A 24,482-nucleotide genomic window follows, 5' to 3' on the forward strand; every position below is an offset into this window, starting at 1 on the left:
GCCCACCTGACCCCGAACCTCTCGCGGAAAGCAACCATGCACCAGCACCCGTCACCCCGCAGCCCCCTGTCCCGCAGATCCGCTCTCACCGCCCTCGCGGCGGTCGGCACCCTGCTGCTGAGCGCCTGCTCCGGCACACCCGCCGCCGACACCCCGGCCTCCCGCACCGGCGCGCCCGTCGACGGCGGCACCCTGCGGTACGCCGTCGCGGGGTCACCCGCCACCGCCAGTGACGACCCGCACGGCGGCCTCGGCAACGAGTCCGACGTCCTGCGCTTCGCCCTGACGTACGACGTCCTCACCGTCCCCGGCGAGGACGGGAGGACCCGACCGCGGCTCGCCACGTCGTGGAAGCCCAACGACGCCATGGACCGCTGGACCCTCACCCTGCGCGAGGACGCCCGCTTCACCGACGGCGAGCCGGTGAGCGCCGCCGACGTGCTGTACTCCCTGCGGCGCATCGGCGGCAAGGCAGCCGAGAACTACGGCCGGCTCGCCGACTTCGACCTGAAGAAGTCCACCGCCCCCGACGAGCACACCGTCGTCCTGGCGACCCGCGCCCCGATGGCCGACGCGCCCCGGGCCCTGGAATCCGTCACCTTCGTCGTCCCGGAGGGCACCGAGGACTTCTCCCGCCCCGTCACCGGCTCGGGCCCCTACCGGGTGGAGCGGACCAGTGCCCAGACCACCGTCCTGACCCGCAACGACACGTGGTGGGGCAAGCGCCCGCACCTGGACCGGATCGAGATCCAGGCCGTCGCCGACCCACAGGCACGGGCCGGCGCCGTCGCCTCCGGGCAGGCCGACGTCGCCGGCAGCGTCGGCCCCGCCGCGGTCAAGAGCGCCGGATCCTCGGCGAAGACCCAGGTCGTCCGACGCGACGGCGTCACCGAGTACCCGTTCGTCATGCGCCTGGACACCGAGCCGTTCGACGATCCCCGGGTCCGCGAGGCGTTCCGCCTCGCCGCCGACCGCAAGGCCCTGGTCGACACCGTGTTCCTCGGCTACGGCAAGGTCGCCAACGACCTCCCCACCCCCTACGACCCCTCGGCCCCCGAGGACCTGCCGCAGCGCACCCGCGACGTGAAGAAGGCCAGGAAGCTGCTGGCCGAGGCCGGCCACGCCGGCGGACTGTCCGTCACCCTGCACACCACCACCTCCTACCCCGGCATGGACACCGCGGCCACCCTCTACGCCCAGCAGCTCTCCGACATCGGCGTCGACGCCGAGGTGAAGGTCGAGCCGGCGGACACCTACTGGACCGCCGTCTACGCCAAGAAGGCGTTCTACACCGGCTACTACGGCGGTATCTCCTTCCCCGACCTCGTCCGCGTCGGACTGCTGTCCGACTCCCCGACCAACGAGACCGCCTGGCGCAGCGAGAGCTTCGACGACGGCTTCGCCCGGGCCATGTCGACCGCCGACGAGGCGCGGCGCGGGCAACTGCTCTCCGGCATCCAGCGCGAGCTGTGGGAGGACGGCGGCTATGTCGTCTGGGGCACCGGGGACGGCCTGGACCTCGCCGCGCCGGGCGTGCGCGGACTGCCCGACGGGCCCGGATTCCAGCGCATGTTCATCGACCAGGTGTGGATGGCCAAGTGACCCCGCGCACTGCCGGCCGCGCCCTGCGCCCGGCCGGCCGGGCCGCCGCCCTGGCCGTCGCCGCCACGGCCGTGGTCTTCACGGCCACCGAACTGCTCCCGGGGGACGCCGGGGAGCTGAGGACGGCGGGGCGGGTCTCCGCCGAGGACGTCGCGGCGGAGCGGGAACGCCTCGGGCTGGACCGGCCGGCCACGGTGCGCTACCTCGACTGGCTGTACGGCCTGGTCCGGGGGGACCTGGGACGTTCGCTGGCGGGCGGCAAGCCGGTGGCGACCCTGTTCGCCGAACGGCTGCCCGCCACCGCCGTCCTGGTCGCGGCGGCGCTGGCGGTCACCGCGCTGCTCACCGCGACGGCCCTGACCGTGGCGTACCTGCGCGGCGGCCGGGGCGGCACGGCCGCCACCGGGCTGGCCGCCGTGCCGCAGCCGGTCCACGCGGCGGTGCTCGGCGCGGTCCTGGCCGGGCTGCTGGGCTGGCTGCCCCCCGTGTCCCTGCTGCCGCCCGGCGGCTCGCCCCTGGCGGACCCCCGGCTCCTGGTGCTGCCCGCCCTCACCCTGGCGCTGCCCTCGGCCGCGTTCGCCACCGTCCTGCTGCGCGGGGCGCTGGCCGATGTCCTGCGCCGCCCGCACGTGGCCGACGCACGGCTGCGCGGCCTGCCCGCCCCGCTCGTGCTGCACCGGCACGTCCTGCCCTTCCTGTACGCGCCGGCGCTCCAGGTGACGGCCCTGCTGGCCGGCGGTCTCGTGGCGGGAACCGCCCTGGCGGAGACCCTCTTCGGCTATCCGGGCACCGGTCAGCTGCTGGTGTCCGCCGTCGCGGTGCGGGACGTCCCCGTCATCCAGGCCGCGGCCCTCCTCCCGGCCGTCGTCCTGCTGCTGGGCATGCTCCTGGCCGACCTGGCCGCCCGTCGCACCACGGTGCCGGGGGACCCCGGCACGTCGGTGGCGACGGAGGGGAGGACCGCATGACCGGAGCGCCTGTGCCGTTCCTCCCCGGAGCCGTCCGTCCTTCGGCGTCCGTGACCGCGGCCCTCGCGCTGCTGGTGTGCGTGCCGCTCGGCCGGTACGCCGCCCCGCACCCACCGGAGCGAACGGTCGCCGCCCCCTGGGCGCCGCCCGGCGGACGGCATCCGCTGGGCACCGACGTCCTGGGGCGCGACGTGCTGTCCCGGGTCCTGGCCGGGGGCACCCAGCTCCTGGCGGTGTCCCTGCTCGCCGCGCTCGCCGCCGTCGTCTGCGGCGCGGGCCTCGGCCTGGCCGCGGGCTGGTCGGGCGCCCGTACCGCCCGCACCGTACGGGCCCTGTGCGACCTGCTGCTGGCCGTCCCCGCCCTGGTCCTGGCGCTGGTGCTGGCCACCGCGCTGCCGGGGGCGACGGTGGTCGTCGTGGCGTCGGTGCTCGCGGGAGCCCCGCTCACCGCGCGGGTCGTCGCCACGCAGTGCGCGCAGCTGCGCGACAGCGGGCACGTGCACGCCGCCGTCGAGCGCGGCGAGCGCACGCCCGCCGTGCTGTTCCACGAGGTGCTGCCCGCCCTGCGCCGTCTGGTCGCCGCCGACGCCGGGCTCAGGCTCGTCACGGCACTGCAGATCGCCGCGGCCCTCGCCGTGCTCGGTCTGGGGCCCCAGCCCCCGGATCCCGACTGGGCCCTGATGCTCAGCGAGAACCTGCCCGGCGCCGCACTCAACCCCTGGGCGCTGCTGGCGCCGGCGATCCCCCTGGCGGGCTGCGCCTGGGTGTTCGCCGCGGCGGCCCGGACGGCCGCCCGTGTCCAGGGGGAGGCGGCATGACCGTCCGCGCCCACGAGGGGCTCGTTCCCACCGACGCTCCGCTGCTGGCGGCCGAGGGCCTGACCGTTCGCCGTGTCCTCGACGGAGCCACCGTCCTGCCGCCGGTCGACGTCCGCGTGGGCCCGGGGCAGGTGCTGGCCGTCACCGGCGCGTCCGGTGCCGGTAAGTCCACCCTGCTGCGCGCCCTGCTCGACGTCCTCCCGGACGGACTGCACCGTGCGGCGGGCACCGTGCGCTGGCGCGGTGCGGCCGTGTCGCCCGGCCGGACGGCCCGGCGGTGGCGGCGTGCCCGGTGCGGCTGGCTGGCGCAGGACCCCGGCGCGGCCCTCAATCCGCTGTGGCGCGTGGACCGGCTGATCGGCGAGGAGTTCACCGGTGACGCCGCCGCCCGCGCCCTGCGGGTCGAGGCCCTGATGCGCCGGCTGGATCTTCCGCCCGGGCTCGCCTCCCGGCGGGCGGGGGAACTCTCCGGCGGACAGGCCGGGCGGGTCGCCCTGGCCCGGGCCCTGTGCGCCGATCCGGAGCTGCTCGTCCTGGACGAGCCGACCTCGGCACTGGACCGCGCGACGGCCGACCTGGTGGCCGAAGAGGTGCGGTCCCGCCGTGGGGTCCCCGGTCGGTGCGTCGTCCTGGTCACGCACGATGCCCGGCTGGCCGCGGAGCTGGCCGACCGGACACTGGTGCTCGCCGGTGACGCGCATCCGGCCGCCGGTGCCGACGCCACCGCGCGGTACGGGTCACGTGTGACCGTCGCGGTGCGCGGACGGATGACGCACACCCCGTGGAAGCAACCGCTCCGCCCGGTCGCCGATCCCGCGTCACCACAGGCCGGGCGTCCGCCCCGCACGGCGGCGGACCCTGCCGCGCCCCCGGCGCCCGTGCTGTCGGCGCGGGGCCTGACCCTGCGGACCCCGGACGGCGCACCGCTGCTCGACGCCGGCGACCTGGGCCTGTCGGCGGGCGGCTGGCTGGCCGTCACGGGACGGTCGGGCGGCGGAAAGACGACCCTGCTGCACGCCCTCGCGGGCCGTCGCCCGCCGACCGCCGGAGAACTCCTGCTGCACGGGCGTCCACTGCCCGCCGGGACCCGCTCGCGCGACCGGTGGATGCTGCGCGCCGTCCAGCTGGCCGGACAGGACGCGGTGGCGGAGCTCAACCCGGCGCACACCGTCGGCCGAGCGGTGGCCCGGCCGCTGAAGGTGTTCCACGGCATGACCGCAGCGGTCGGACGGGAACGCGTCCGGGAACTCCTCGATGCCGTGGGACTCCCCGCCGAGCTGGCCGGCCGCAGACCGGCGGCGCTCTCCGGCGGCCAGCGCCGCCGGGTGCTTCTCGCCCGGGCGCTCGCCGCCGAGCCCGACGTGCTGCTGCTGGACGAGCCCACCGCGGGTCTGGACCCGGACTCGGCACGACGCGTCCTCGACCTGCTGGACCGGCTGCGGAAGAACGGCCCCGCCGTCCTGACCGTCACCCACGACGCCGGCGCGGCCGCCCGCGCCGACCGCGTCCTCCACCTGACCGGGCGCCGCCTGGTCCCACGGCCGCACACGCCCCCCGACCACCCCCTCGACGAGAGAACGGAGCACTCCGGTGTCCGACCACACGACGGCTGAACACACCGGCCGGATCGCGGACCTGCTGGCCGCCCATCCCTGGGTGGCCCGGGCCCACCCCGCACCCGACGGCGGCGTCCGGGTCGTCCCGCACCCGGACGCCGTGACCGCCGCCCCCGAGCCGGGCCCCCTGATGCGCGAGCACCTCGAACAGTGGGCCGAGGTCTACGAGTGGACGTACGAGACGGCCGAGGGGCGGCACGCCGACGACCTCGACCTGTCCGGGTGGCGGGCCTCCGACACCGGAGCACCGCTGCCCGAAGCCCACATGCGGGACTGGGTGGACCGCACCGTGGACCTCGTCCTGGCCCAGCGTCCGAGGCGGGTCCTGGAACTCGGCTGCGGCACCGGCCTGCTCGCCCACCGTCTGCACCCGCACCTGGACGGGTACGTCGGCGCCGACGTCGCCCAGGTCGCGGTGGACCGCCTCACCACCGCCGGCCTGCCTCGCACCGCGTTCGTCCGGGCCGCCGCCCACGAGACGGCCGCGCCCCGGGTACGGGACGCCATGGACGCCGTTTTCGGCCCCGGCGGGCTCCCCGACTGCGTGCTGCTCAACTCGGTCACCCAGTGCTTCCCCGACCTGGCCTACCTGACCACCGTCCTGCACGGGGCGCTGTCGGCGGTCGGGGACGGCGGCACCGTGATCGTGGGGGACATCCGGCACTCCGGCCTGCTGCTCGACCACTTCGGACGGCTGGAACGGGCCCGCGACCCCGAGGCGGACGGCACGACGATCGCCGCGAGGGCCGCGGCCGCCGCCGAGGCGGACGAGGAACTGTCCTTCACCCCGGCGGCCGTCGCCGCCGCGATCGCGGGCCGCCCCCGCCCGGTCCGCATGAGCGTGCACGCCCGCACCATGGCCGAGGACACCGAACTCACCCGCTACCGCTACGACGTCGTCCTGCGCGTCGGCCCGCACACCGACGGACCGGGGACCCGGCGCGTGCGCCGGACGCCCTGGGGCGGACACCGGGGGAGCGATGTCCCACAAGCGCTGCGCGACGCGCTCGACGGCCCTCCCGCCGTCGTCCACGGCATCCCCAACGCCCTGCTCCACGACGCCCCCGGGGCGGTGACCCCGTACGCCCTGCGCGAGGCACTGCGGGGAGCGGACGCCGCCGTGCTGCTCGACGCCGCCGACCCGCGCACGCTGGCCGTGGCGGTTCCCGCCGACTGCGCGCCCGCCGCGGCCGAGGACCTCCCGGCGCCCTCCGGTCCGGTGGCCCACGAGCCGTTCCCCCTGTTCGTCCGGCGCCGTCTGCCCGAGGTGCTGCGCGACCACCTGCGCCGGGCCGAACCGGACACCGCACCACCGGCGATCACCGTGGTGGACGTCATCGAGGACGGCCACGCGTGAACGACGCACTCACCGACGAGACCCTCACCGGGCTGCCCGGCGTGACGGACTGGCAACTGGTGCGCGGCGGGGGACGGGACACCCTGCTGGTGACGGGTCCGCCCCCGTCGGCGCGGCCGCCGTCCGGTCCCGGCCGGGACGACGCCCGCGCCGCCGGCCGGGCCGCGGACGCCGGTGACGCCGCCGTCCGCGGTACCGACCCGGCCGTTCTCCCGGCGCTGATGCGGCAGCTCGACGAGGCGGCGCTGCTGACGATGGCCCGGGTACTGGACCGGACTCGTCTGTTCCGCGACGGCGGACGGCCCCGCACCGACGAGATCCTCGAAGCCCTGACGGTCGCACCCCGGCACGCGTGGATCGTGCGGCGCTGGCTGCGCACCCTGACCGCGGAGGGCCGGCTCCACCGGGACGCGGCGACGGGCCGCCACCACTCCCTCACGGTGCCGGACCGCCGCGACCACGCCCGGGCACTGCGCGAGCTGGACGGCGCCTGCGCGGGCCTGGGCTACCCGGCGTCCATGACCCGCTTCTTCCGGGCCGCGGCTGAACGGCTCCCGCTGCTGCTCCAGGACCGCACGTCCCTGCAGGAGGTCCTCTTCCCCGACGGGGAGACGGGCACCGCGCAGGGCAACTACCGCGACAGCGTCCCCAGCCGCTGGGCCAACCACGCCGCCGGGTCCCTGATCGCCGGCGAGGCCCGCCGCCGGACGGGGCCGGCTCCCCTGCGCGTCCTCGAAGCGGGCGCCGGCGTGGGCGGCACCACCGGCGCCGTCCTGGAGGCGCTCGGCGACGCGCCCGTCGACTACCTGTTCACGGACGTCTCCCCGTTCTTCCTGCGAGCGGCCAGAGACGTCTTCGGTGACCGCCCCGGCCTGCGGCACACCCTGTTCGACATCCAGGCCGACCCGCTCGAACAGGGCCTGGAACCGGGCTCCCAGGACGTCGTCCTGGCGGCGAACGTCCTGCACAACGCACGGCACGCCGGACGCTGTCTGGCCGCTCTGCGGGAATTGCTGGCGCCCGACGGGCTGCTGGTCCTGGTCGAGTCGTGCCGGGAGCACTACCAGGCGCTCACCTCCATGTACCTGCTGATGTCGCCCGAGCCCGGCGAGCAGGAGTGGTTCACGGACCTGCGGGCCGGCCAGGACCGGGTCTTCCTCACCGCCGGGGAATGGGCACGGCAACTGGACGCGGCGGGCTTCGACCCGCTGCCCGTCCTGCCGTCCGAGGAGCACCCCCTCGCCGCGGCGGGCCAGCGCGTCATCGCCGGCCGTGCCAGGTCACGCGGCGCCCGCCCCGACCCCGGCCGTGTCCGCGCCGCGCTCGCCGACCGCCTGCCCCCTGCCCCGCGCCTCCCACGGATCCACGCCGTGGACGGCATCATCCGCCCCGCCAACCCGACTGGAGCACCCTGTTGACCTCCGCATCCGCAGCCGCACACACCGCCGAGCAGGGCTCGGCCGACCTGGTCGACGCCGTCCGCTCCGTGTGGGCCGACGCCCTGGAGACCGACCTGGCCGCCGTACCGGCGGACGCCAGCTTCCTGAGCCTGGGCGGCGACTCCGTCCTGGCCGTCCGCATGGCCGCGATGCTGCGCAAACGGCTGGGCACGCCGCTGGCGCTGGCGGACGTCCGCGTCGAACAGAGCGCCGCGCAGCTCGCCGCCCTCGTCCACGAACGCAGCACCGGATCGGGGACGGGTGCCCTGCGCCCGCTGCCCCTGGACCTGCGCCGACGCGAGGACCCGGACGCGCCGTTCCCGCTCCTGCCGCTCCAGCAGGGCTACTTCGTGGGTCAGCAGGACGCCTGGGAGCTGTCCTACCGCTCCGCACACCACTACGTGGACATCGGGCTGGAGGACATCGACGCCGACGAAGCCCCCGAGGCGCTGCAGGACGCCCTGGAGCGCCTGGCCGAGCACCAGGCCGTCCTGCGGGCCCGCATCCTGCCCGACGGCCGTCAGCGCATCCTGCCCCTGGACGACCCGGAGGCGGTACCGCGGCTCCAGGTCACCGACCTGCGCGACGCCGACGAGGAGACGGCCGCGGCCCGGCTCGCGGAGATACGCCACGAGATGAGCACCGAGGGCCCCGACCCCTCCCGCGGCTGCGGTCTGGACATGCGCCTGACGCTGATGCCCGGGGACCGCGCCCGGCTGCACTCCTCGACCAGCCTGCTGATCATCGACGGATGGTCCTCCGGCGTCTTCTACCGCGACCTGTTCGCCCTGGTCTCCGACTACAACGCCGTCCTCGCGCCCCTGGACATCGACTACGGCGACTACGTGACGACCCTGCGGGACCTGCCCGGCACCGAGGCGTGGCAGCAGGACCGCGACTGGTGGTGGGACCGCCTCGACGACTTCCCGCTGCCGCCGGCCCTGCCGCTGGTGGCCGACCCCGCCGAGGTGCGCCCCACCCTGATGGGCACCCGGCAGGCGGTGCTCGACCCGGAGCGCTGGTCGGCCCTGCGCCGGCTGTGCACCGAGCACGGGGTGACCCCGTCCGCGGCGATGTTCGCCGCCTTCGCCGCCGCCGTCGCCCGGGCCTGCGGCCACCGCCGCTTCCTGCTCAACACCCTCCAGCTGAACCGCCTTCCGCTCCACCCCGACGTGTCCCGCCTGGTGGGGGCCTTCTCCTCCACCATGCTCCTGCCGGTCGACCTGCCGGCGGCCCCCGTCTTCGCCGACCTCGCCGGCCGCGCGCAGCAGGACATCGGCGACGCGCTCGCCCACAACCTGATCACCGGCGTGGAGGTCTCCCGCGAACTGGGTCGCCGCCGGGGCACCCACCGCCCGGTGGCACCCGTCGTCTTCCAGTCCACCTTGGGAGTGGACGCGGCGCTGGGCAGCGAGGTGCCCCAGGAGGCCGGGCCGCTGGGCGCGATCGACCTGCTGAGCCACCACCAGCAGCTGCGGACGCCCCAGGTGGCGCTGGAGGTGCGGCTGTTCGAGCTGCGCGGGGAGCTGGTGGTCGTCTTCTCACTGGTGGAGGAGCTGTTCGCGGGAGCGGACGTCGACCGGATGTTCGCCGATCTCATGGCGACCGTGGAATCGCTGGTCGAGCCGGACGGCTGGGCCGCCGTGGTCGGCCTGCCCGACGCGGTCGACGGCGAGCAGGCCGGGCCGGCCCGGCAGGCGTCCGGCCGACGCCTGTCCGTACCCGCGGCGGCGGTCGGCGGAGCGGAGCCGGGACCGCCCCGGGACGACACGGAACGAGCCGTCGCGGCACACTGGCGGAAACTGCTGGACTGCCCGGTGGAGGAGCGCACCGCCGACTTCTTCGCGCTCGGCGGTGACTCGCTGCTCGCGGTGCGGATGCTCGCGTCGCTCGCGCGGGAGGGACTGGGGCGGGTGACGCCCCGCCGCTTCCTCCGGCAGCCCACGGTGGCCGGACTCGCTGCCGCTCTCCGCGAACCGGACGAGCGGTGAGAAGGGTGCGGCGGGGGCGGTTCCGCTCCCGCCGCACCTCGGTCTCAGCCGCCCAGGCCGGCGTCCTCGCGGAAGAGTTCCTGGTCGAGCCAGACCGCGGCACGGGCGCCGTCGGCGGCACCGGTGACCACGAAGGTGAGGGCGTCGGGCAGGGCCTCCAGCCGGGCGGTGTCCCCGGCCGCGTACACACCGGGCACGGAGGTGCGCTGGAACTCGTCCACCCGCACGCAGCCGTCCGGGAGGATCAGGCACCCCAACCGCTCGGCCAGCGGGGAGTGCTGACGGGTGGGCGCCCGGTGGTAGACGCCCTGCCGCTCGAGCACCCGCCCGTCGGCGAGGACCAGGCGGACGGCGCCCTCCTCGCCTTCGAGGCGGGTCACGGCCGTCTCCTCCACGGCGATCCCGGCCTCGGCGAGGCGGCCCGCGGCCTGCTCGGGCACCGGGTGACCGTTGGTGCACACGATCACGTCCTCGCTGAACCGGTCGGCCACGTACAGGGCCTGCATGACCTGCGGCAGTTCGTGCCCCAGGACGGCCAGGCTCATCCCGGCGGTCTCCCAGCCGTGGCAGAACGGGCAGTGGTACACCCCTCGGCCGAACAGCGCGGACAGGCCCTCCACCTGCTCGTCGAGCACGTCGACCTGCCCCGTGGCGAGGACCAGCTTCCGGGTTCGCTCCACGGTGCCGTCGGCCAGCGTCAGGGTGAACCCCTGTGGCTCGGGCGCGGCGGCGGTGACGGTCGCCTCGCGTACGACCACGTTCGGGTAGGCGGTGAGCTGCTCCCGGCCTATGCGGCGCAGCTCGGCGGGGGGAAAGCCGTCCCGGCTGAGGAACATGTGCATCCGCGCCGCGGGTGCGTTGCGCGGGCGGCCCGAGTCCAGCAGGAGGACCCGCCTGCGCTGACGCCCGGAGACCAGCGCCGCGTTGAGGCCGGCGGGCCCTCCGCCCACCACGATCACGTCGTACATCGTCGTCACTTCTTCCCTGATCCGTCGAATAATGACTACGATAATAATTATCATTTTCATCAACTGGATCAGCGGGAAGCAGGAGGAACACCGGTGCGACACCCGACGGCCATTGGCGTCATAGGCGGTTACGGAGCAGTCGGCAGCGCGGTCGTACGGCGGCTCCACCGGGCGGGTGTCCACCCCCTGCTGGTGGCCGGCCGCGATCGGGGCCGGGCGGAAGCGCTGGTCGCCGGCCTCCCGGAGGGGGGTCCGGACGTGGCCGCCCTGGCGGTGGACCTGACCGACCCCGACTCGCTGGAGCGCTTCACGGCGGATTGCCGACTCGTCGTCAACTGTGCGGGGCCTTCGTACCGCGTCCTCGACACGGTCGCCCGGGCTGCGTTGCGAGGCGGCGCGGACTACATCGACGCGGCCGGTGACGACCCGGTCCACAACCTGCTGTCCGCCGACGGGGGCGCCGGGCGATGGGTGGCGGCCGGCCGCGCGGCCGTGCTGTCCGCCGGCGCGCTGCCGGGCCTGTCCTCGCTGCTGCCCCGCGCACTGGCCGCCCGCGCCACCGGTCCCGTCGCACTGGACGCCTACGTCGGCGGCGTCGCGCCGCTCACCCCGGCCGCCGCCGGCGACGTGCTGCTCGGCCGCGGGCCGGAGCACGGCACACCGGCGGCCGCCTGGCACGAGGGTCAGGTGCGGGAGCGTGCGCTGGCCCCCCGCCGAGGGGTGCGACTCGACGCCTTCCCCGCACCCGTCGACGCTTTCCCCTTCCTGTCCACCGAGGCCGTCCGGCTGGCCCGTGCCACGGACCTCGGCCGGGTGCGCTGGTACACCGTCTTCGGCGGCGGGCGCCTGGCCGAGGAACTGGCCATGGCATGGGCGCTGGACAGCACGGAGACCGCCGACCTGGTCGCGGCGGCCGACGAGGACGTACGGCGCCACGGAGCCTGGTACGGACAGGAGTTCCACCTCCGGAACGGAGCGCCGGACGGCCCGCCCACCGCGAGGCTCGTCCTGCGCGCCCCGGACTCCTACGAGCTGAGCGGGTTCCTCGCCGCCGCCGCCGCTCTCCGGATGCTCGACGGGGCGGTCGCTCCCGGTGTGCACTTCGCCGCGGACGTGCTCGACCCCGCGCGGATCACCGAGGAGCTGGCGGCCGATGGAGCGGCGGAGCTCAAGGTGCTGTGAGCACCCGTCGGTGCGCCCCCGGACCCCCGGAGATCGAGGACGTGCGGGCCGGGCTGCTGCCCGAGGACAAGGCGGATGCCGTCCGGGAACCGGAGACCGCCGGGCGCGAGGTCATGGTCGTCGGTGACGGTGTCAACGACGCGCCCGCGCCGGCCGCCGCCCACACCGGCGTCGCCATGGGCCGAGTGGGCTCCGACCTGGCGCCGGAGACCGCCGGCGCGGTGATCGTCCGGGACGAACCGGCCACCGTGCCCGCCGTGCTCTCCCTGTCCCGCCAGGCCCGCAGGCTCGTCGTGCGGAACCTCGTCGTCGCCGGGGTCCTCATCGCCGGCCTGGTCGTCTGGGACCTCGCCGGCCATCTGCCGCTGCCGCTGGGCGTCGCCGGCCACGAGGGTTCCACCGTCATCGTCGGCCTCAACGGCCTGCGGCTGCTGCGCGAGTCGGCCTGGCGGAAGGCTGTCGGCTGAGCCGTCGAGGGGCGTCTGGCCGCCCGTCGCCCCGGTACACGGTCGCCGTGCACCGGGGCGCGCGGCATCCACACAGGCGCACGCGGCCTCCCCGCTGTCAGGGCCGCCGAGCTCGGCGAAGCCATCGGGAAGGGACTACGCGACGTCTGCGCGCCCTTCGCGTGCGTCACCGACATCGGAGGTGTGGGCATGAGGAACGCCATCCAGTTCGACGACGGCTTCGCGGGCGTTCGGGAAACCGTGGGGACGACACCCGTCCGGTCGGTGCGGTCAGCGCGGTCCGTGGCATCCGTCCGGCCGGTCCTCGGGGGCGCGACGGCTCCCGGTCAGCCCCGCGACCCCGAAGGCGGCCCAGCCCAAGGCGCTGACGGCGGCCCCCGCACGGCGGCCCCCGCACGGCGGACCCGGTCGGGAAGGGCGGCACCGAACAGCACGGCGTCACCCACGTCGGAGGCGATGCGCACGGCGGCCGCCGTGGCCAGGGCCGGACCCTCGGGAGCGACGAGCATCGCCAGGCCGGTGGCGGCGTCCCGCCACGCCAGGGGGCGTACCGCCAGGGCGCTGCGCGGATCGACGCGGCCGTGCGGATCGACCAGCCCCAGCGGCCGGGCCAGCAGGCCCGGCCGACAGGCGGCGGCGACCCCGTAGGCGCACGTCGTCGCTCCGAGTGCCCTGAGCAGTCCGGTGCGCACGGTCAGCACCTCCGCAAGCCGATGACCCGTGTCTTCCGTTCCACGGCCGAGTACCCGGTCCGGCGCACGGTTCCCGTCCGGACCGGAGGCGGGCGTGCCCGGGCGGGGGCGGCGGTCCGGTGCCGTGCGACCGTCCCGGGTGGTGCGGGGGTGCGTCACGCCTCGTCGTCGGACTCCGTGCGGGCCCTCGCCGCCCGCCGCAGCCGGTGGTGGCGTGCCCGGTCCCGCTCCGCGACGACGTCGCCGACCATCGTCCGCACGACGTCCTGCAGCCCGTGCAGTGCGTGGCGCCGGAACGGCGCCACGGCAGGGTCCTGCCGCAGTTCCCGCAACAGCGCCCAGCACAGCAGCAGCATGACGACCACGAACGGCAGCGCCACCAGGATCGTCGCCGTCTGCAGCGAGTCCAGCCCGCCCACCACCAACAGCACCGCCGCCACCGCCGCCATCAGCACGCCCCACGCCACGACCAGCCACGACGGAGGGTGCAGCGCCCCGCGGCTGGTCAGCGAACCCATCACCAGCGACGCCGAGTCGGCGCTGGTGATGAAGTAGGTCATGACCAGGACCATCGCGATGAACGACGTGACCGTGCCGATCGGCAGCGCGTCCAGCATCGCGAACAGCGACGCCTCGACACCGTCCTCCACCGCGCCCGCCAGGTCCGCCCGTCCGGTCGACTCCAGGCGGAGCGCCGTGCCGCCCATCACGCAGAACCAGACGACGGTCGCCCCGCTCGGCACCAGCAGCACGCCGACGAGGAATTCGCGGATGGTCCGGCCGCGCGAGATGCGGGCGATGAACGTCCCCACGAACGGAGCCCACGACAGCCACCAGGCCCAGTAGAAGATCGTCCAGGCGCCCAGCCAGGCCTGGTCGGAGAAGGCGCCGGTCCGCGTGGCCATGGGCAACAGGTTCTGCAGGTAGCCGCCGACGGCCGCCGGGATCGTGTCCAGGACGTAGACGGTCGGGCCGAGGAGGAAGACGAACACCATCACCGCCGCCACGAGCACGATGTTCAGCGTCGACAGCCACTTGATGCCCCGGTGCAGACCGGAGAAGGCCGAGACGACGAACGCGGCCGACAGCGCCACGATGATGATCAGCTCCGTGGTCCGCGAGACGCTCACCCCCACCGTGAGGTCGAGGCCCTCGGCCACCTGCAGCGCGCCCAGGCCCAGACTCGTCGCCGTGCCGAAGACGGTCGCGAAGACGGCGAGCAGGTCGATCGCCCTGCCCTGCCACGACTCGGCCCGCCGGGCCCCGATGAGCGGTACGAACGCCGCGCTGAGCCGATTGCCGCGACCCTTGCGGAACACGGCGTACGCCAGGGCGAGCCCCACGATCCCGTAGATCGCCCACGGGGTGAGCGTCCAGTGGAAGAACGAGTACTCCAGGGCCGTGCGCGCCGCCGCCCCGGACCCGGGGCGCACGCCGCTCGCCGGGGGCGGCGTCAGATAGTGCGTGAGCGGCTCTCCGACCCCGTAGAACATCAGACCGATGCCCATGCCGGCGCTGAACATCATCGCGACCCAGGCGAGGTTCCCGAACTCCGGCCCGGAGTCGTCCTCGCCCAGCCTGATGCGGCCGAACCGGCTGAAGGCGATCACCAGGCACAGGACCAGGAACACGTCCGCGGCGACCACGAACAGCCAGCCGAAGTTGCTCAGGACCCACGTCAGGCTCGTGGACGAGGCGCTGTCGAAGGACTCCTCGCCGAGCCAGGCCCACAGGACCACGGCGACGACGGCGGCCATCCCGACACTCACGAGGATGCGATCGGGCGCGCCGGTGGCGGGAGGAGCGGACGCGGACCCCGGCTGGGGCCGGCCGGTCGGTTCCATGCTCATGAAGCCCCACTATGGGACGCGGGCCGTCACGGCGCCGGACGGCACGCCGCTCGGCGGCCGAGAAGGAGGCGCGGCGTGGCACCGGCCGTGGGTCCCCCCGTCGTCACCTTCGACGACGCCTCCGAGCGATCTCCGAACGGGGCCCGCCCACCCCGGAGGACGGGAGCGGTTCGGACGGCCCGGGCCGGGTGGCCCCGGCCCGCGCGGACGTCCGGCCTCAGCGGGGCACCGGCGCAGCGGAATTCCTGAGGGGGCGGGGAGGCCCGGGACGCTCCCGGGTGGCGGCCGGGCGGGCGTTCACCCCGCAGGCTGCCGCGTCGGCCCGTGGCCGTGGAGCAGGTCCCCGGCCGCTTCCACGAAGGCGCGGACGCGCGCGGTGTGCCGGTCGGCCGGCCAGACCAGGACCCATTCCAGGGCGGGGGCGTCACCGATCGGGAGGTAGACGATGTCGGGGCGCGCGTAGTAGCGGCGGGCGTGGGCGCCGGCGGGGAGGGCGCCCTGCCCGATGCCGACGAGGGTGAGGGCCTCCTGGAACGTGCCGGCCGTCGGATCCGCGGGAGCGGGAGGGGCGTCGGCCTGCCGGGGCAGGACCGCCGTGTCCCCCGGGAGCCGTATCAGGGGAACGCGCGCCAGGTCGGCGGTCAGGACGCTTCCGCGGCGGGTGAAGGGATGGTCGACGGGGACCGCGAGCACCCGCGCCTCACGTACCAGGGCCGGACCGTGGGCCAGGTCGGGGTCGTCGACGGGCAGGGTCGTCAGTCCGAGGTCGGCCTCTCCCGAGCGGATCCCCGGCAGCAGCCGGCCGGCCTGTGCCTCCTGGATGCGCACCTCGCAGTCGGGCGCCCGCTCGCGGAAGACCTGTGTCACACCGGCCAGGAGCTGCGCGGCGGCGGCGCTGACGAAGGCGACGCGCAGGGCGCCGGACAGACCGCGCCCCGTCTCGACCGCGCGCTGCACCGCGGCCCCCAGGCTGTCCCAGGCGGGGAGGAGTTCGTCGTGCAGCTGCTGCCCCACCGCGGTGAGCGAGACATGACGGCTGGTCCGGTGGAACAGCGGCACGCCCACCCTCCGCTCCAGCTTCCGGACGGTCTGGCTGACGCGGGCGGTGGAGACGCGCAGCTTCGCGGCGGTACGGCCGAAGTGCAGCTCCTTCGCGAGCGTCAGGAACGTTTCCACCTCGTGCCGCTCGATCACGTCGCCCCCCGTCGTTAAGCCTGACTTCACGATCATTGCGCAGGCGGGCCTTGGTCGCGGGCCGTCCCGGCAGCAGAGTGGGTGACGTCGAACACGACGCCACCCGGCAGCCGGAGGACGACATGGCCGCCGAGGCCTTCCTCGCCCCGGGCGCCGGCCGTCCCGAGCCACGCGGCACACGGCCGGGGCGACAGCACACGGACACCCCACCACCCCCTCACGGAAGAAGGACGCGACATGACGCTCTCCGACACCGGCACGGACGCGCGCGCCGACCGCACACCCGCCCGGGCGCCGTCCGCCGCGCCGTTCCGGCCGGTGCTGACGCGCCACGCGGAAGCCGAGACCTGCGCCGACCCCAGCAGCGTGATGACGCTGCTCGCCGACTCGGACGCCACGGCCGACGGCTTCACCTGCTACCGGTCCACTTTCGCCGAGGGCGCGGTGGGAGCGCCCGCGCACTTCCACACCGGCGCGACGGAGCTGTTCTTCGTCATCAGCGGGTCCCTGCGGGTGCTGGTGGGCGAGGAGATCACCGTCCTGGGGGCGGGCGACTTCCTGGCCGTTCCGCCGCACACCCCGCACGCCTTCGCCGCCGCACCCGGCCGTGAGGCCGACGTCCTGTTCGTGTTCACGCCGGGCATGGGCCGGTTCGACTACCTGCGCCTGCTCGGCCGGGTGATGCGCGGCGAGTCGGACGCGAAGGAGATCGCCGCATCGGCGGAGCGGTTCGACAACCACTACGTCGACAGCCCCGTCTGGCGCGCCGCCCTGGAAGCGTCGGCGTGATCGACCCCACCGTCCGTGTCCGGCTCGCCCGGCCCTCGCGCGACCTCGCCGCCGCCGAACGCTTCCACACCGCCGGTCTCGGCCTGGACGTCCTGTGGCGCACCACCGCGCGCGTCCCGGGCGAGCACGACCTGCTGATGGTCGGCCTGCCGGGGGCGAGCTGGCACGTCGAGCTGACGCACGACCCGGAACGCCCGCGGGAGCCGACCCCGACGGCGGACGACCTCTTCGTGATCTACCTGGGAGAACCGGTCGGCGCCTCCCTGATCGACCGCCTGGTGGCGGCCGGCGGCACCCGTGTCCCGTCCCACAACCCGTACTGGGAGCGGTACGGCGTGACGATCGCCGACCCGGACGGCTACCGCCTGGTCCTGTGCTCCCGCACCTGGGGGTGAGCGGCGTCCGGTGGACCGCGCGGACCCGGGGGCGCGCGGCCCCCGCGCCTCCCGAACCCGGCGGGTCCCCGCCTCCCTCCGGACCCGCACCGCCGGCGGCCCGGTGCCCTGGGGCCTGTGCCCCTCCCCTGTCCGCGCCCGGTGCGTGAGGAGGGGAGGGCGGTCGTGTACCGGCCGGCCGCATATTCGTTTGCCGTCGCCCGGACCGGCCGGATGGGAAGCCCCCATGCTCAGGGGAGACAAGGTCGGGCTGAGGGCCCGGCACGAGGAAGACATCCCGGTCCTGCGGACCGAGCTCCACGACGACGTGGCCAACGCCTCGCGGGCCGAAGGCGGACCGTGGCGTCCGATCACGCCCGGTTCGAAGGACCCGCGGTTCGTGGTGGACGACAAGGAGCAGGGGCGCGTCCCGTTCTCCGTGGTGGAGCTGGAGGGCGGCACGCTGATCGGCACCGCGGCGCTGTGGGGCATCGACCACCACAACCGGTCCGCGCACCTCGGACTCGGACTGCTGCCGTCCGCGCGCGGCAAGGGCTACGGCACCGACGTGGTCGCGGTGCTGTGCCACTACGGCTTCGTCGTGCGCGGCCTGCGGCGGCTGCAGGTCGAGACGCTGTCGGACAACACCGCGATGCTGCGCTCCGCCGAGCGCAACGGCTTCGTCCGCGAGGGCGTGCTGCGCTCCTCGGCGTGGGTGATGGGCGAGTTCCTGGACGAGGTGCTGCTCGGACTCCTCGCCCAGGACTGGAAGCCGGACGCGCCGCGCTGAAGGGGCGACCACCCGCCGACCGCGTCCCCGACCTCACGGGTCGGTACCGCCGGCCGTGCTGTCCGGACGGGCCGGGGCCGACGGTGGTCGTACCGCTCCGGCCGGTCAGGCCGCCCGCTCCGCTCCGGTCCCCGGCCCGGTGGCGTCCCGGGACAGGGCGCTGGGCCACCATGCCCGCGGGCCGATGTCGATCATCAGCGCGGGGACGAGGAGCGAGCGGACCACGAGGGTGTCGAGCAGGACGCCGAAGGCGACGATGAACGCGATCTGCACCAGGAAGGCCAGGGGGATCACCATCAGGGCCGCGAACGTCGCGGCGAGCACCACGCCCGCCGAGGTGATCACACCGCCGGTCGTGGTCAGCCCGCGCAGCATGCCCTGCCGGGCGCCGTGCGCGAGCGCCTCCTCCCGTACCCGGGACATCAGGAAGATGTTGTAGTCGACGCCGAGGGCCACCAGGAAGACGAACCCGTACAGCGGCACCGACGCGTCCGTGCCGCTGAATCCGAGGACGTGCTCGAAGACGAGCGTCGAGAGCCCGAGCGTGGCGAGGAAGTTGAGCGCCACGGTCGCGACCAGCAGCACCGGCACGAGCAGGGAGCGCAGCAGCAGGACCAGGATGACCAGGATGATGGCGAGCACGACCGGGACGATCAGGGTGCGGTCCCGGGTGGCGGTCTGCTGGGTGTCGTACTGCTGGGCGGTGTACCCGCCGACCAGCGCGTCGGCCCCGGAGACCGCGTGCACGTCCCCCCGCAGCCGCTCCACGGTCCTCTTGGCCGCGTCGCTGTCCGCCGCGTCCTCCAGCGTGGCGTCGATGCGGACGCGCCCGTCGACGACCAGCGGCTCACCGGCCCCCGGCCGTCCCGAGGCGGAGACGGCGGCGGCCGAGTCCACGCCCTCGGTGTCCCTCGCCGCCGCCGTCACCTCGGCACGGCGATCGGCGTCGGCGATGATGACGGCCGGGTTGCCGGACCCCCCGGGGAAGTGCTCACCGAGCGTCTTCTGCGCGGCGACCGAGGGCGCGTCGTTCACGAAGATCTCGTCGAGCGGCACGCCCTTGGCCGACAGGGAGGGGACGAAGGCCGCGAAGACGGCGAGGCCCAGCGCGGTCAGCAGCCACACCCGGCGCGGGCGGCGGTCCACGGTCGCGGCGACCCGGCGCCACACTCCGTGCCCCTCCACGGAGGCGTCCGACGCCTTCGGCCGGGCGGGCCAGTAGGCGGTGCGGCCCAGCAGGGCCAGTACGGCCGGCAGGAAGGTGAGCGTGGAGAGCACCGCGCACACGATGCCGATGGCACCGACCGGTCCGAGGGCGCGGTTGTTGGTGAGGTCACTGGCGAGCAGGGCCAGCAGTCCGAGCGCCACGGTGGCCGCGCTCGCCGTGATGGCGCCGAGGGACCGGCGCACGGCGGCCAGCGCGGCGGCGTACCGGTCGCCGCGCACGGCGATCTCCTCGCGGAAGCGCGCGGCCAGCAGCAGCGCGTAGTCGGTGGCGGCGCCGATCACGAGGATGGAGAGGATGCCCTGCACCTGGCCGTCGACCCGGACCACGTCCCGGTCCGCCAGCGCGTAGACGACCGCGCACGCGAGCCCCAGGGCGAACACCGAGCCGAGAATGATCACGAACGGCAGCAGGACGCTGCGGTAGACCAGCAGCAGGATCACCAGCACGGCGGCGAGCGCCACCCCGAGCAGCAGCCCGTCGATGCCCGCGAACGCGTCGGACAGGTCGGCCTGGCTCGCCGCGGGGCCGGCCACCTGCGCCGTGGTGCCCGGCACGCTCCCCGCCGCCTCCCGCACCCCGTCCAGGACCTCGGCCAGACCGTCACCCAGATCGGGCTCCAGCTGGACGACGGCCTGCAGGGCCCGGCCGTCCTCCGAGACCAGGGCGGGCGACGGCCGGCCGACGACGCCGGGCTTCCCGGCCAGGGAGCCGACGGCGCCGGTGGCGGCCGCCCGCTGGGCCTTCGTCACCCGCTCGCCGTCCGCCGTCCAGACCACGATGGCGGGCAGGCTCTCGGACTGGTCGAACGCCTCGCGCGCCTCCAGGACCCGGGTGGACTCGGCGCTCCGCGGCAGGAAGGCCGCCTGGTCGTTGGTGGCCACCTCGCCCAGCTTGCCGGCGTAGGGGCCGAGCGTTCCGCCCACCCCCAGCCAGACCAGCAGCAGAACGAGGGGGACCAGCCACCGGGCGGCGCGCGATGTGGTTCTCACAGACAACCCCAGATGCGATCGGAATCAGTCATTCATAAAGTATCTCAATGATCGAGTAAATATATACTGGAGACATGAGCGGTGCGAACGACCCCATGCCACGTCTTCCCGGCAACGATCCGACGGAACTGCAGTCCTTCGCCGTCCTGCTGCGCCGGATGAACGGAGAGTTCAACCGCGTCGTCCAGGAGTTCGCCCATGCGCAGGGGCTGCACCTCACCGACGTGCTGGCCCTGATCGCGATCCTCGACGCCGACCCGGCCGAGGGGCCCATGACACCCGGCCGGCTGCGGCACCAGCTCAACCTCACCTCCGGAGCGGTGACCGCGTGCGTCGACCGGCTGGAGAGGGCGGGGCACATCCAGCGGGTCCGGGCGCTCGACGACCGCCGTGTGGTGTACCTGCACTACCTGGAGGCCGGGCGTGAGGTGGCCCGGGACTGCTTCCGGCCGCTGGCCCGAGGCACCGAGGCCGCGCGCGGCCGCTTCACCGGAGAGGAACTGGCGGTGGTCGCCCGGTTCCTCACCGAGATGAACAAGGAGCTGGCCCTGCTGCGCCGCTGAGTCCCCCGTGCGGTCCGGGGCCGTCGACCGGGCCGTCGGAAGGCCCGGGATCGCCACCCAGGTCCAGGACCGGCCGAGCCGGGAGGGCCGCTGACGGCCGGGCCCGCCCCGGGGCCCTGATGACCCTTGAGTCCCTGATCACCGGCGGGAAGGACGTCCTCCTCGACGAGGCCCCGGGGAGGACCGGGCTCGGATGCGGGCGGGCCCCACCGCCCCCGCGCCGCCCGGCTCGGCGCCCGCGCACCCCGCCGGGGCCGGGAGCGCACGGGCCGACCGGACGCGGCGGGTGCCGTTCAGTGGCCGGCGGGCGTGATGCGGCGCCCGGTGAGCCGGAGGGGCCGGACCGACACCCACATCCCGCGCTCGCCCCCGGCCCACGGCTCGGTGTGGGCGCCCTCGGTCAGCCGCCGTGCCTCGTCGGGCTCCGTGACCTCCCGCGCGGGGCCGACGGCCAGCACGCTCCAGCCCCGGCTCATGGTCTCGTCCACGTGGTCGACCTCGAAGGCCACCTCCGATCCCACGGCCGCCGCCGGAGCCGAGCCGGGAGCGGTCCGGAACGCGATCGCGCCGTCGACGACCTCGTAGTTCACCGGAATCACCGCGGGCCCCCCGGACGTCGTCACCGCGACGCGCCCCACACCGTGCGTGGAGAGCAGGGTGAGGCACTCCTGCGGCGCGAGGTCGTGGAGTTCGGGGTGCAGCAGCGCCGCGCCCCGGCCGGGCGGCAGATCGGCACCGCCCCCGCGCAGCGCCTGGACGCTGGTGCCCAGCGCCCCGGCCAGCCTGACGAGGGTCGCCTGGCTCGGATCGCCCGGGTGCTCCTCGAGGTAGGCCAGGTAGTCCGGCGCCATCCGGGCGCGGCGGGCCGTCTCCTCCCGGCTCAGACCCCGCCGATCGCGCTCGGCGGCCACGCGCCGGCCGATGTCCCCGGGATTGGGCTCGTGCCCGTGGGGCCTGACGTGGGCGTCGGGGCCGGGAAACACGAGCGTCACCTCGTGCGTGTCCGACCAGCGCACGTCGTAGGGAGGGGTGCCGTCCTCGTGGCGCAGTCCGACGATCTCGCCGTCGCGTCCGGTGGCACCGGTCGCCGGACTCTCGATGACGAGGTGGTCGCCGAGGTGAGCTCGCATGACCGCCGCTCCTTCCGCACAGTCCGATGAGTGCAAGGTTCCCCGTACGACGGGAACGGCACCCGGACGCGACCCGCCGCTCGGCCGGCGGCCACGGGGCGCCGCGGCCCGGACGGGCCGTCCGTGAGGCGGAACCCGACGTCGACCGCGAGGAGCCGGACGACGTCCTTGAACGGGGCCCCGCGGCCGACGGCCGCGACGGTGCGCGTCATGACGTCGTTGACGGTGTGCGGGCCGCCGTCCACGGCCGTCACCTGCTTCCGCTGCCGTACGGGGCGTACAGGTCGAGCAGCCGGACCCGGGTGGCGTGCAGCCGCTGGGCGACCACCCGGCCGACCCACACGGCGACCGTACGGCCGAACTCGGGGTCCTCGTCGCACAGCGCCCGTACGGCCTCCGCGTCGAACTCCCAGGCCCGTACCGGGGTCGTGGTCTCGGCGCCCAGGTGCCACAGGCCCGGCGGGTAGTGCCAGGACCAGCCGACCAGCTCGCCGTGGCCCAGCGACTCGATCACGGCCGGGCGGCGGCCGGGCACCTGCAGGTCGAGGGCGACGGTTCCGGTCCGGACGATCCAGAACCGGTCGGCGCGCCGCCCCTCCTCGAACAGGCGCACCCCGGCCTCGAAGGAGACCTCCCGGGCGTGGCGCATCAGCCCCTCGCGGTGCGCGCCCGGGAGACCCGCGGTCAGCGTGGTGGTGGATGTCATCGCTCCGTCTCCTTCCGCTTCCGCCGTCGCAGTCGGACGGCGGCTCCGGGACCCCCGGATCCCAGCGTGCGCCCGCCGGGCGGGGGACACCACGGGCCGTCCGGCCCCGTCCGGGGGCCTTTCGGCCCCATCGGGGCCCAGGGGCGGCTCCGGGGCGCGGAGCCGGCGGCCTCCGCTCAGCGGGTGGGTCCGGCGGGAGGCGGTGTGCCGCCCGCGCCTGCGGCGCGCTCGGCTCCGGGCGCGGACGGACGCAGCACCTCCCCCTGGACGATCCGCGGGCCCGTGTCCGCCTCCCCGGCGGTGTCCTGTTCCCTCATGGCGCGGGCCTCGGCCTTGAGGATGCGGGCCGACTTGCCCGCCGAGCGGGTGAGTTCCGGGAGCCGCTTGGCGGCGAGGACGGCTATGACGACGATGAGGACGACGGCCAGTTCGCTCAGTCCGAACATGGATGCAGTGCTCCTTCTCGCGGGCCCGGGCGGGGCGGAGGTCCGGGGCCCGAGGCACGGACCCGGGGCAGAATCTACATCACTGTAGAGAGCTGTCGGGGTGGCGTGACGGGACCGGGAACGTCTATACGATGTCTGCCCGGCGAACAGACGGCGGCGGAAGCGAGGCGGGCGTGGCGGAGCAGCGGGAGCGTTCCCGGCGTCGGGGGCAGGGCGAGCTGGAAGGGCTGGTCCTGGCGGCGCTGCGGGAGGCGGACGGCCCGGCGACGGCCGGCTGGGTGCAGGAGCGCCTGGGCGGCGGCCTCGCCTACACGACCGTCATCACCATCCTGACCAGGCTGCTGGCCAAGGGCGTGGTCACCCGGGAGCGCGCGGGCCGGTCCTTCGCCTGGACGCCCGCGTCCGACCAGGCGGGCCTGGCCGCCCACCGGATGCGCCGGGTGCTGGACGCCGAGAGCGACCGGGAGGCGGTGCTGGCCAGCTTCGTCACCGGCCTCGGGCCGGACGACGAGCGCCTCCTGCGGGAGCTGCTGGGCCGGCCGGGGGACGAAGGGGAAGACTGAGTCCGCCATGGGGGTGTTCGTCTTACTGCCACTGGTGCTGCCTCTGACGGCGTGGCCCATCGCGCGCCTCGCCGAGCAGCATCTGCACCCGCGTACGGCGACCCGGCTGCTGACCGGGGTGGCCGCGGTGATGGCGGTGTGCAGCACGGTCTGCCTGGGGCTGCTGATGGTGGTCGGCACCGCCCAGCTGCCCGGGAACCCGCTCCCCGACGGCTGGTCGGACCCCGAGGTGCGCGCCGCGGTGCCGTACGACGAGGTGGCCGGCAAGGCCGCGATCCCCGCCCTGTGCGCGGTGCTGGCGGCGTGCGCGCGGACGCTGTGGCGGCACGGCCGGGTGCGCCGCCGTGCCCACCGGGCGCTGGCCGGGCTGCGCGGGACGGAGGCGGCGGTGCTGCCCGACGACGTGCCCTACGCCTACGCGCTCCCGGGTGGCCGGCGGGGCCGCATCGTGGTGACCACGGCGCTGCTGGAGCGTCTGGAACCGGCCGAGCGCCGGGCGCTGTTCGCCCACGAACGGGCCCATCTCGCCGCCCGTCACCACCGTTTCCTGCTCGCCGTCCAGCTGGCCGCGCGGGCCAACCCCTTCCTGCGGCCCCTGCGCACGGCGGTGGCGTACACGGCGGAACGGTGGGCGGACGAGGACGCGGCGCGGACGGTCGGCAGCCGTCGCACCGTGGCCCGGGCGATCGGCAAGGCGGCCCTGGTGTCGCGGGGCACCCCGGTGACCACGCTGGCGGGCCTCGCGGCGGCGGGTCCGGTG

22 protein-coding genes and 1 pseudogene are annotated in these 24,482 nt (G+C 75.2%); 15 read left to right on the forward strand and 8 right to left on the reverse strand.

Going from position 1 to position 24,482, the window contains the following annotated elements:
* Positions 1 to 36 precede the first annotated feature (36 nt).
* Genes ABTY20_RS11835 through ABTY20_RS11865 form a run of 7 tightly spaced genes read left to right on the forward strand, consistent with a single transcriptional unit; the run spans position 37 to position 9,791 of the window.
* Entirely contained in the window at positions 37 to 1,602 is a 1,566-nt protein-coding gene (locus tag ABTY20_RS11835; protein ID WP_351996823.1) for an ABC transporter substrate-binding protein, read from the forward strand.
* A complete protein-coding gene (locus tag ABTY20_RS11840) occupies positions 1,599 to 2,570 on the forward strand; it encodes an ABC transporter permease (RefSeq protein WP_351996824.1) in 972 nt (323 codons plus the stop codon). The genes ABTY20_RS11835 and ABTY20_RS11840 overlap by 4 nt, the downstream gene beginning before the upstream one ends.
* Positions 2,567 to 3,388 carry an ABC transporter permease gene (locus tag ABTY20_RS11845; RefSeq protein WP_351996825.1) on the forward strand — a complete coding sequence of 274 codons (822 nt, stop codon included), beginning with the start codon at positions 2,567 to 2,569 and terminating at the stop codon, positions 3,386 to 3,388. The genes ABTY20_RS11840 and ABTY20_RS11845 overlap by 4 nt, the downstream gene beginning before the upstream one ends.
* On the forward strand, positions 3,385 to 5,001 hold the full coding sequence (locus ABTY20_RS11850; RefSeq protein ID WP_351996826.1) for an ABC transporter ATP-binding protein: 1,617 nt from the start codon (positions 3,385 to 3,387) through the stop codon (positions 4,999 to 5,001). The genes ABTY20_RS11845 and ABTY20_RS11850 overlap by 4 nt, the downstream gene beginning before the upstream one ends.
* Complete coding sequence (locus tag ABTY20_RS11855; protein ID WP_351996827.1) at positions 4,979 to 6,361, forward strand: class I SAM-dependent methyltransferase; 1,383 nt, start codon at positions 4,979 to 4,981, stop codon at positions 6,359 to 6,361. The genes ABTY20_RS11850 and ABTY20_RS11855 overlap by 23 nt, the downstream gene beginning before the upstream one ends.
* Entirely contained in the window at positions 6,358 to 7,779 is a 1,422-nt protein-coding gene (locus ABTY20_RS11860) for a class I SAM-dependent methyltransferase (RefSeq protein ID WP_351996828.1), read from the forward strand. Before ABTY20_RS11855 ends, ABTY20_RS11860 begins: the two co-directional genes overlap by 4 nt.
* On the forward strand, positions 7,776 to 9,791 hold the full coding sequence (locus ABTY20_RS11865; protein WP_351996829.1) for a condensation domain-containing protein: 2,016 nt from the start codon (positions 7,776 to 7,778) through the stop codon (positions 9,789 to 9,791). Before ABTY20_RS11860 ends, ABTY20_RS11865 begins: the two co-directional genes overlap by 4 nt.
* A gap of 44 nt (positions 9,792 to 9,835) precedes the next feature.
* Here ABTY20_RS11865 and ABTY20_RS11870 read toward each other — a convergent pair whose 3' ends face one another.
* Entirely contained in the window at positions 9,836 to 10,759 is a 924-nt protein-coding gene (locus ABTY20_RS11870) for an NAD(P)/FAD-dependent oxidoreductase (RefSeq protein WP_351996830.1), read from the reverse strand.
* A gap of 93 nt (positions 10,760 to 10,852) precedes the next feature.
* On the opposite strand from ABTY20_RS11870, the gene ABTY20_RS11875 reads away from it, so the two are divergent.
* The gene (locus tag ABTY20_RS11875) at positions 10,853 to 11,941 is read left to right on the forward strand and encodes a saccharopine dehydrogenase NADP-binding domain-containing protein (protein ID WP_351996831.1); all 1,089 of its coding nucleotides are present in this window, start codon (positions 10,853 to 10,855) and stop codon (positions 11,939 to 11,941) included.
* Between the two features lie 32 nt (positions 11,942 to 11,973).
* A pseudogene (locus ABTY20_RS11880) lies at positions 11,974 to 12,408 on the forward strand (heavy metal translocating P-type ATPase); the annotation flags it as partial.
* 326 nt (positions 12,409 to 12,734) lie between these two features.
* On the opposite strand, the gene ABTY20_RS11885 reads toward ABTY20_RS11880, so the two are convergent.
* The 3 genes from ABTY20_RS11885 to ABTY20_RS11895 form a co-directional block, all read right to left on the reverse strand.
* The gene (locus ABTY20_RS11885) at positions 12,735 to 13,100 is read right to left on the reverse strand and encodes a hypothetical protein (protein ID WP_351996832.1); all 366 of its coding nucleotides are present in this window, start codon (positions 13,098 to 13,100) and stop codon (positions 12,735 to 12,737) included.
* A gap of 155 nt (positions 13,101 to 13,255) precedes the next feature.
* Complete coding sequence (locus ABTY20_RS11890) at positions 13,256 to 14,950, reverse strand: BCCT family transporter (protein ID WP_502991796.1); 1,695 nt, start codon at positions 14,948 to 14,950, stop codon at positions 13,256 to 13,258.
* Positions 14,951 to 15,247: 297 nt separating this feature from the next.
* The gene (locus tag ABTY20_RS11895) at positions 15,248 to 16,180 is read right to left on the reverse strand and encodes a LysR family transcriptional regulator (protein WP_351996833.1); all 933 of its coding nucleotides are present in this window, start codon (positions 16,178 to 16,180) and stop codon (positions 15,248 to 15,250) included.
* A gap of 201 nt (positions 16,181 to 16,381) precedes the next feature.
* Between ABTY20_RS11895 and ABTY20_RS11900 the strand changes: the two genes are divergently transcribed.
* The 3 genes from ABTY20_RS11900 (at position 16,382) to ABTY20_RS11910 (ending at position 18,097) form a co-directional block, all read left to right on the forward strand.
* Complete coding sequence (locus ABTY20_RS11900; protein WP_351996834.1) at positions 16,382 to 16,933, forward strand: cupin domain-containing protein; 552 nt, start codon at positions 16,382 to 16,384, stop codon at positions 16,931 to 16,933.
* Positions 16,930 to 17,328: a VOC family protein gene (locus ABTY20_RS11905; protein WP_351996835.1), complete on the forward strand. Its 399-nt coding sequence runs from the start codon at positions 16,930 to 16,932 to the stop codon at positions 17,326 to 17,328. The genes ABTY20_RS11900 and ABTY20_RS11905 overlap by 4 nt, the downstream gene beginning before the upstream one ends.
* A 226-nt stretch (positions 17,329 to 17,554) precedes the next feature.
* Positions 17,555 to 18,097, forward strand: coding sequence for a GNAT family N-acetyltransferase (locus ABTY20_RS11910; protein WP_351996836.1), 543 nt, complete (start codon positions 17,555 to 17,557; stop codon positions 18,095 to 18,097).
* Between the two features lie 105 nt (positions 18,098 to 18,202).
* Here the strand turns inward: ABTY20_RS11910 and ABTY20_RS11915 are convergent, their stop codons facing one another.
* A complete protein-coding gene (locus ABTY20_RS11915; protein ID WP_351996837.1) occupies positions 18,203 to 20,314 on the reverse strand; it encodes an MMPL family transporter in 2,112 nt (703 codons plus the stop codon).
* A gap of 74 nt (positions 20,315 to 20,388) precedes the next feature.
* Between ABTY20_RS11915 and ABTY20_RS11920 the strand changes: the two genes are divergently transcribed.
* Positions 20,389 to 20,877 (forward strand): MarR family winged helix-turn-helix transcriptional regulator, encoded by a 489-nt coding sequence (locus ABTY20_RS11920; RefSeq protein WP_351996838.1) that lies wholly within the window; start codon positions 20,389 to 20,391, stop codon positions 20,875 to 20,877.
* 293 nt (positions 20,878 to 21,170) lie between these two features.
* Here ABTY20_RS11920 and ABTY20_RS11925 read toward each other — a convergent pair whose 3' ends face one another.
* The 3 genes from ABTY20_RS11925 to ABTY20_RS11935 form a co-directional block, all read right to left on the reverse strand.
* Positions 21,171 to 22,007 (reverse strand): pyridoxamine 5'-phosphate oxidase family protein, encoded by an 837-nt coding sequence (locus tag ABTY20_RS11925; protein ID WP_351996839.1) that lies wholly within the window; start codon positions 22,005 to 22,007, stop codon positions 21,171 to 21,173.
* A 250-nt stretch (positions 22,008 to 22,257) separates the two neighbouring features.
* Positions 22,258 to 22,713 carry a cyclic nucleotide-binding domain-containing protein gene (locus tag ABTY20_RS11930; protein ID WP_351996840.1) on the reverse strand — a complete coding sequence of 152 codons (456 nt, stop codon included), beginning with the start codon at positions 22,711 to 22,713 and terminating at the stop codon, positions 22,258 to 22,260.
* 176 nt (positions 22,714 to 22,889) lie between these two features.
* The gene (locus tag ABTY20_RS11935; RefSeq protein ID WP_351996841.1) at positions 22,890 to 23,159 is read right to left on the reverse strand and encodes a twin-arginine translocase TatA/TatE family subunit; all 270 of its coding nucleotides are present in this window, start codon (positions 23,157 to 23,159) and stop codon (positions 22,890 to 22,892) included.
* Between the two features lie 173 nt (positions 23,160 to 23,332).
* On the opposite strand from ABTY20_RS11935, the gene ABTY20_RS11940 reads away from it, so the two are divergent.
* Both ABTY20_RS11940 and ABTY20_RS11945 read left to right on the forward strand, forming a co-directional pair.
* The gene (locus ABTY20_RS11940) at positions 23,333 to 23,722 is read left to right on the forward strand and encodes a BlaI/MecI/CopY family transcriptional regulator (RefSeq protein WP_351996847.1); all 390 of its coding nucleotides are present in this window, start codon (positions 23,333 to 23,335) and stop codon (positions 23,720 to 23,722) included.
* A gap of 7 nt (positions 23,723 to 23,729) precedes the next feature.
* Positions 23,730 to 24,482 (forward strand): M56 family metallopeptidase (locus tag ABTY20_RS11945; RefSeq protein ID WP_351996842.1); only part of this gene is annotated, 753 nt, incomplete at its 3' end.

Source organism: Streptomyces sp. NPDC126497 (assembly GCF_040302425.1).
Taxonomy (GTDB): domain Bacteria; phylum Actinomycetota; class Actinomycetes; order Streptomycetales; family Streptomycetaceae; genus Streptomyces.

Excerpts from the sequence above, each read along its gene's own strand:
- ABTY20_RS11835 (WP_351996823.1), top strand. The coding sequence starts at position 37 with ATGCACCAGCACCCGTCACCCCGCAGCCCCCTGTCCCGCAGATCCGCT.
- ABTY20_RS11845 (WP_351996825.1), top strand. The coding sequence starts at position 2,567 with ATGACCGGAGCGCCTGTGCCGTTCCTCCCCGGAGCCGTCCGTCCTTCG.
- ABTY20_RS11850 (WP_351996826.1), top strand. The coding sequence starts at position 3,385 with ATGACCGTCCGCGCCCACGAGGGGCTCGTTCCCACCGACGCTCCGCTG.
- ABTY20_RS11870 (WP_351996830.1), bottom strand. The coding sequence starts at position 10,759 with ATGTACGACGTGATCGTGGTGGGCGGAGGGCCCGCCGGCCTCAACGCG.
- ABTY20_RS11890 (WP_502991796.1), bottom strand. The coding sequence starts at position 14,950 with ATGAGCATGGAACCGACCGGCCGGCCCCAGCCGGGGTCCGCGTCCGCT.
- ABTY20_RS11895 (WP_351996833.1), bottom strand. The coding sequence starts at position 16,180 with ATGATCGTGAAGTCAGGCTTAACGACGGGGGGCGACGTGATCGAGCGG.
- ABTY20_RS11900 (WP_351996834.1), top strand. The coding sequence starts at position 16,382 with ATGACGCTCTCCGACACCGGCACGGACGCGCGCGCCGACCGCACACCC.
- ABTY20_RS11910 (WP_351996836.1), top strand. The coding sequence starts at position 17,555 with ATGCTCAGGGGAGACAAGGTCGGGCTGAGGGCCCGGCACGAGGAAGAC.
- ABTY20_RS11920 (WP_351996838.1), top strand. The coding sequence starts at position 20,389 with ATGAGCGGTGCGAACGACCCCATGCCACGTCTTCCCGGCAACGATCCG.
- ABTY20_RS11925 (WP_351996839.1), bottom strand. The coding sequence starts at position 22,007 with ATGCGAGCTCACCTCGGCGACCACCTCGTCATCGAGAGTCCGGCGACC.
- ABTY20_RS11930 (WP_351996840.1), bottom strand. The coding sequence starts at position 22,713 with ATGACATCCACCACCACGCTGACCGCGGGTCTCCCGGGCGCGCACCGC.
- ABTY20_RS11935 (WP_351996841.1), bottom strand. The coding sequence starts at position 23,159 with ATGTTCGGACTGAGCGAACTGGCCGTCGTCCTCATCGTCGTCATAGCC.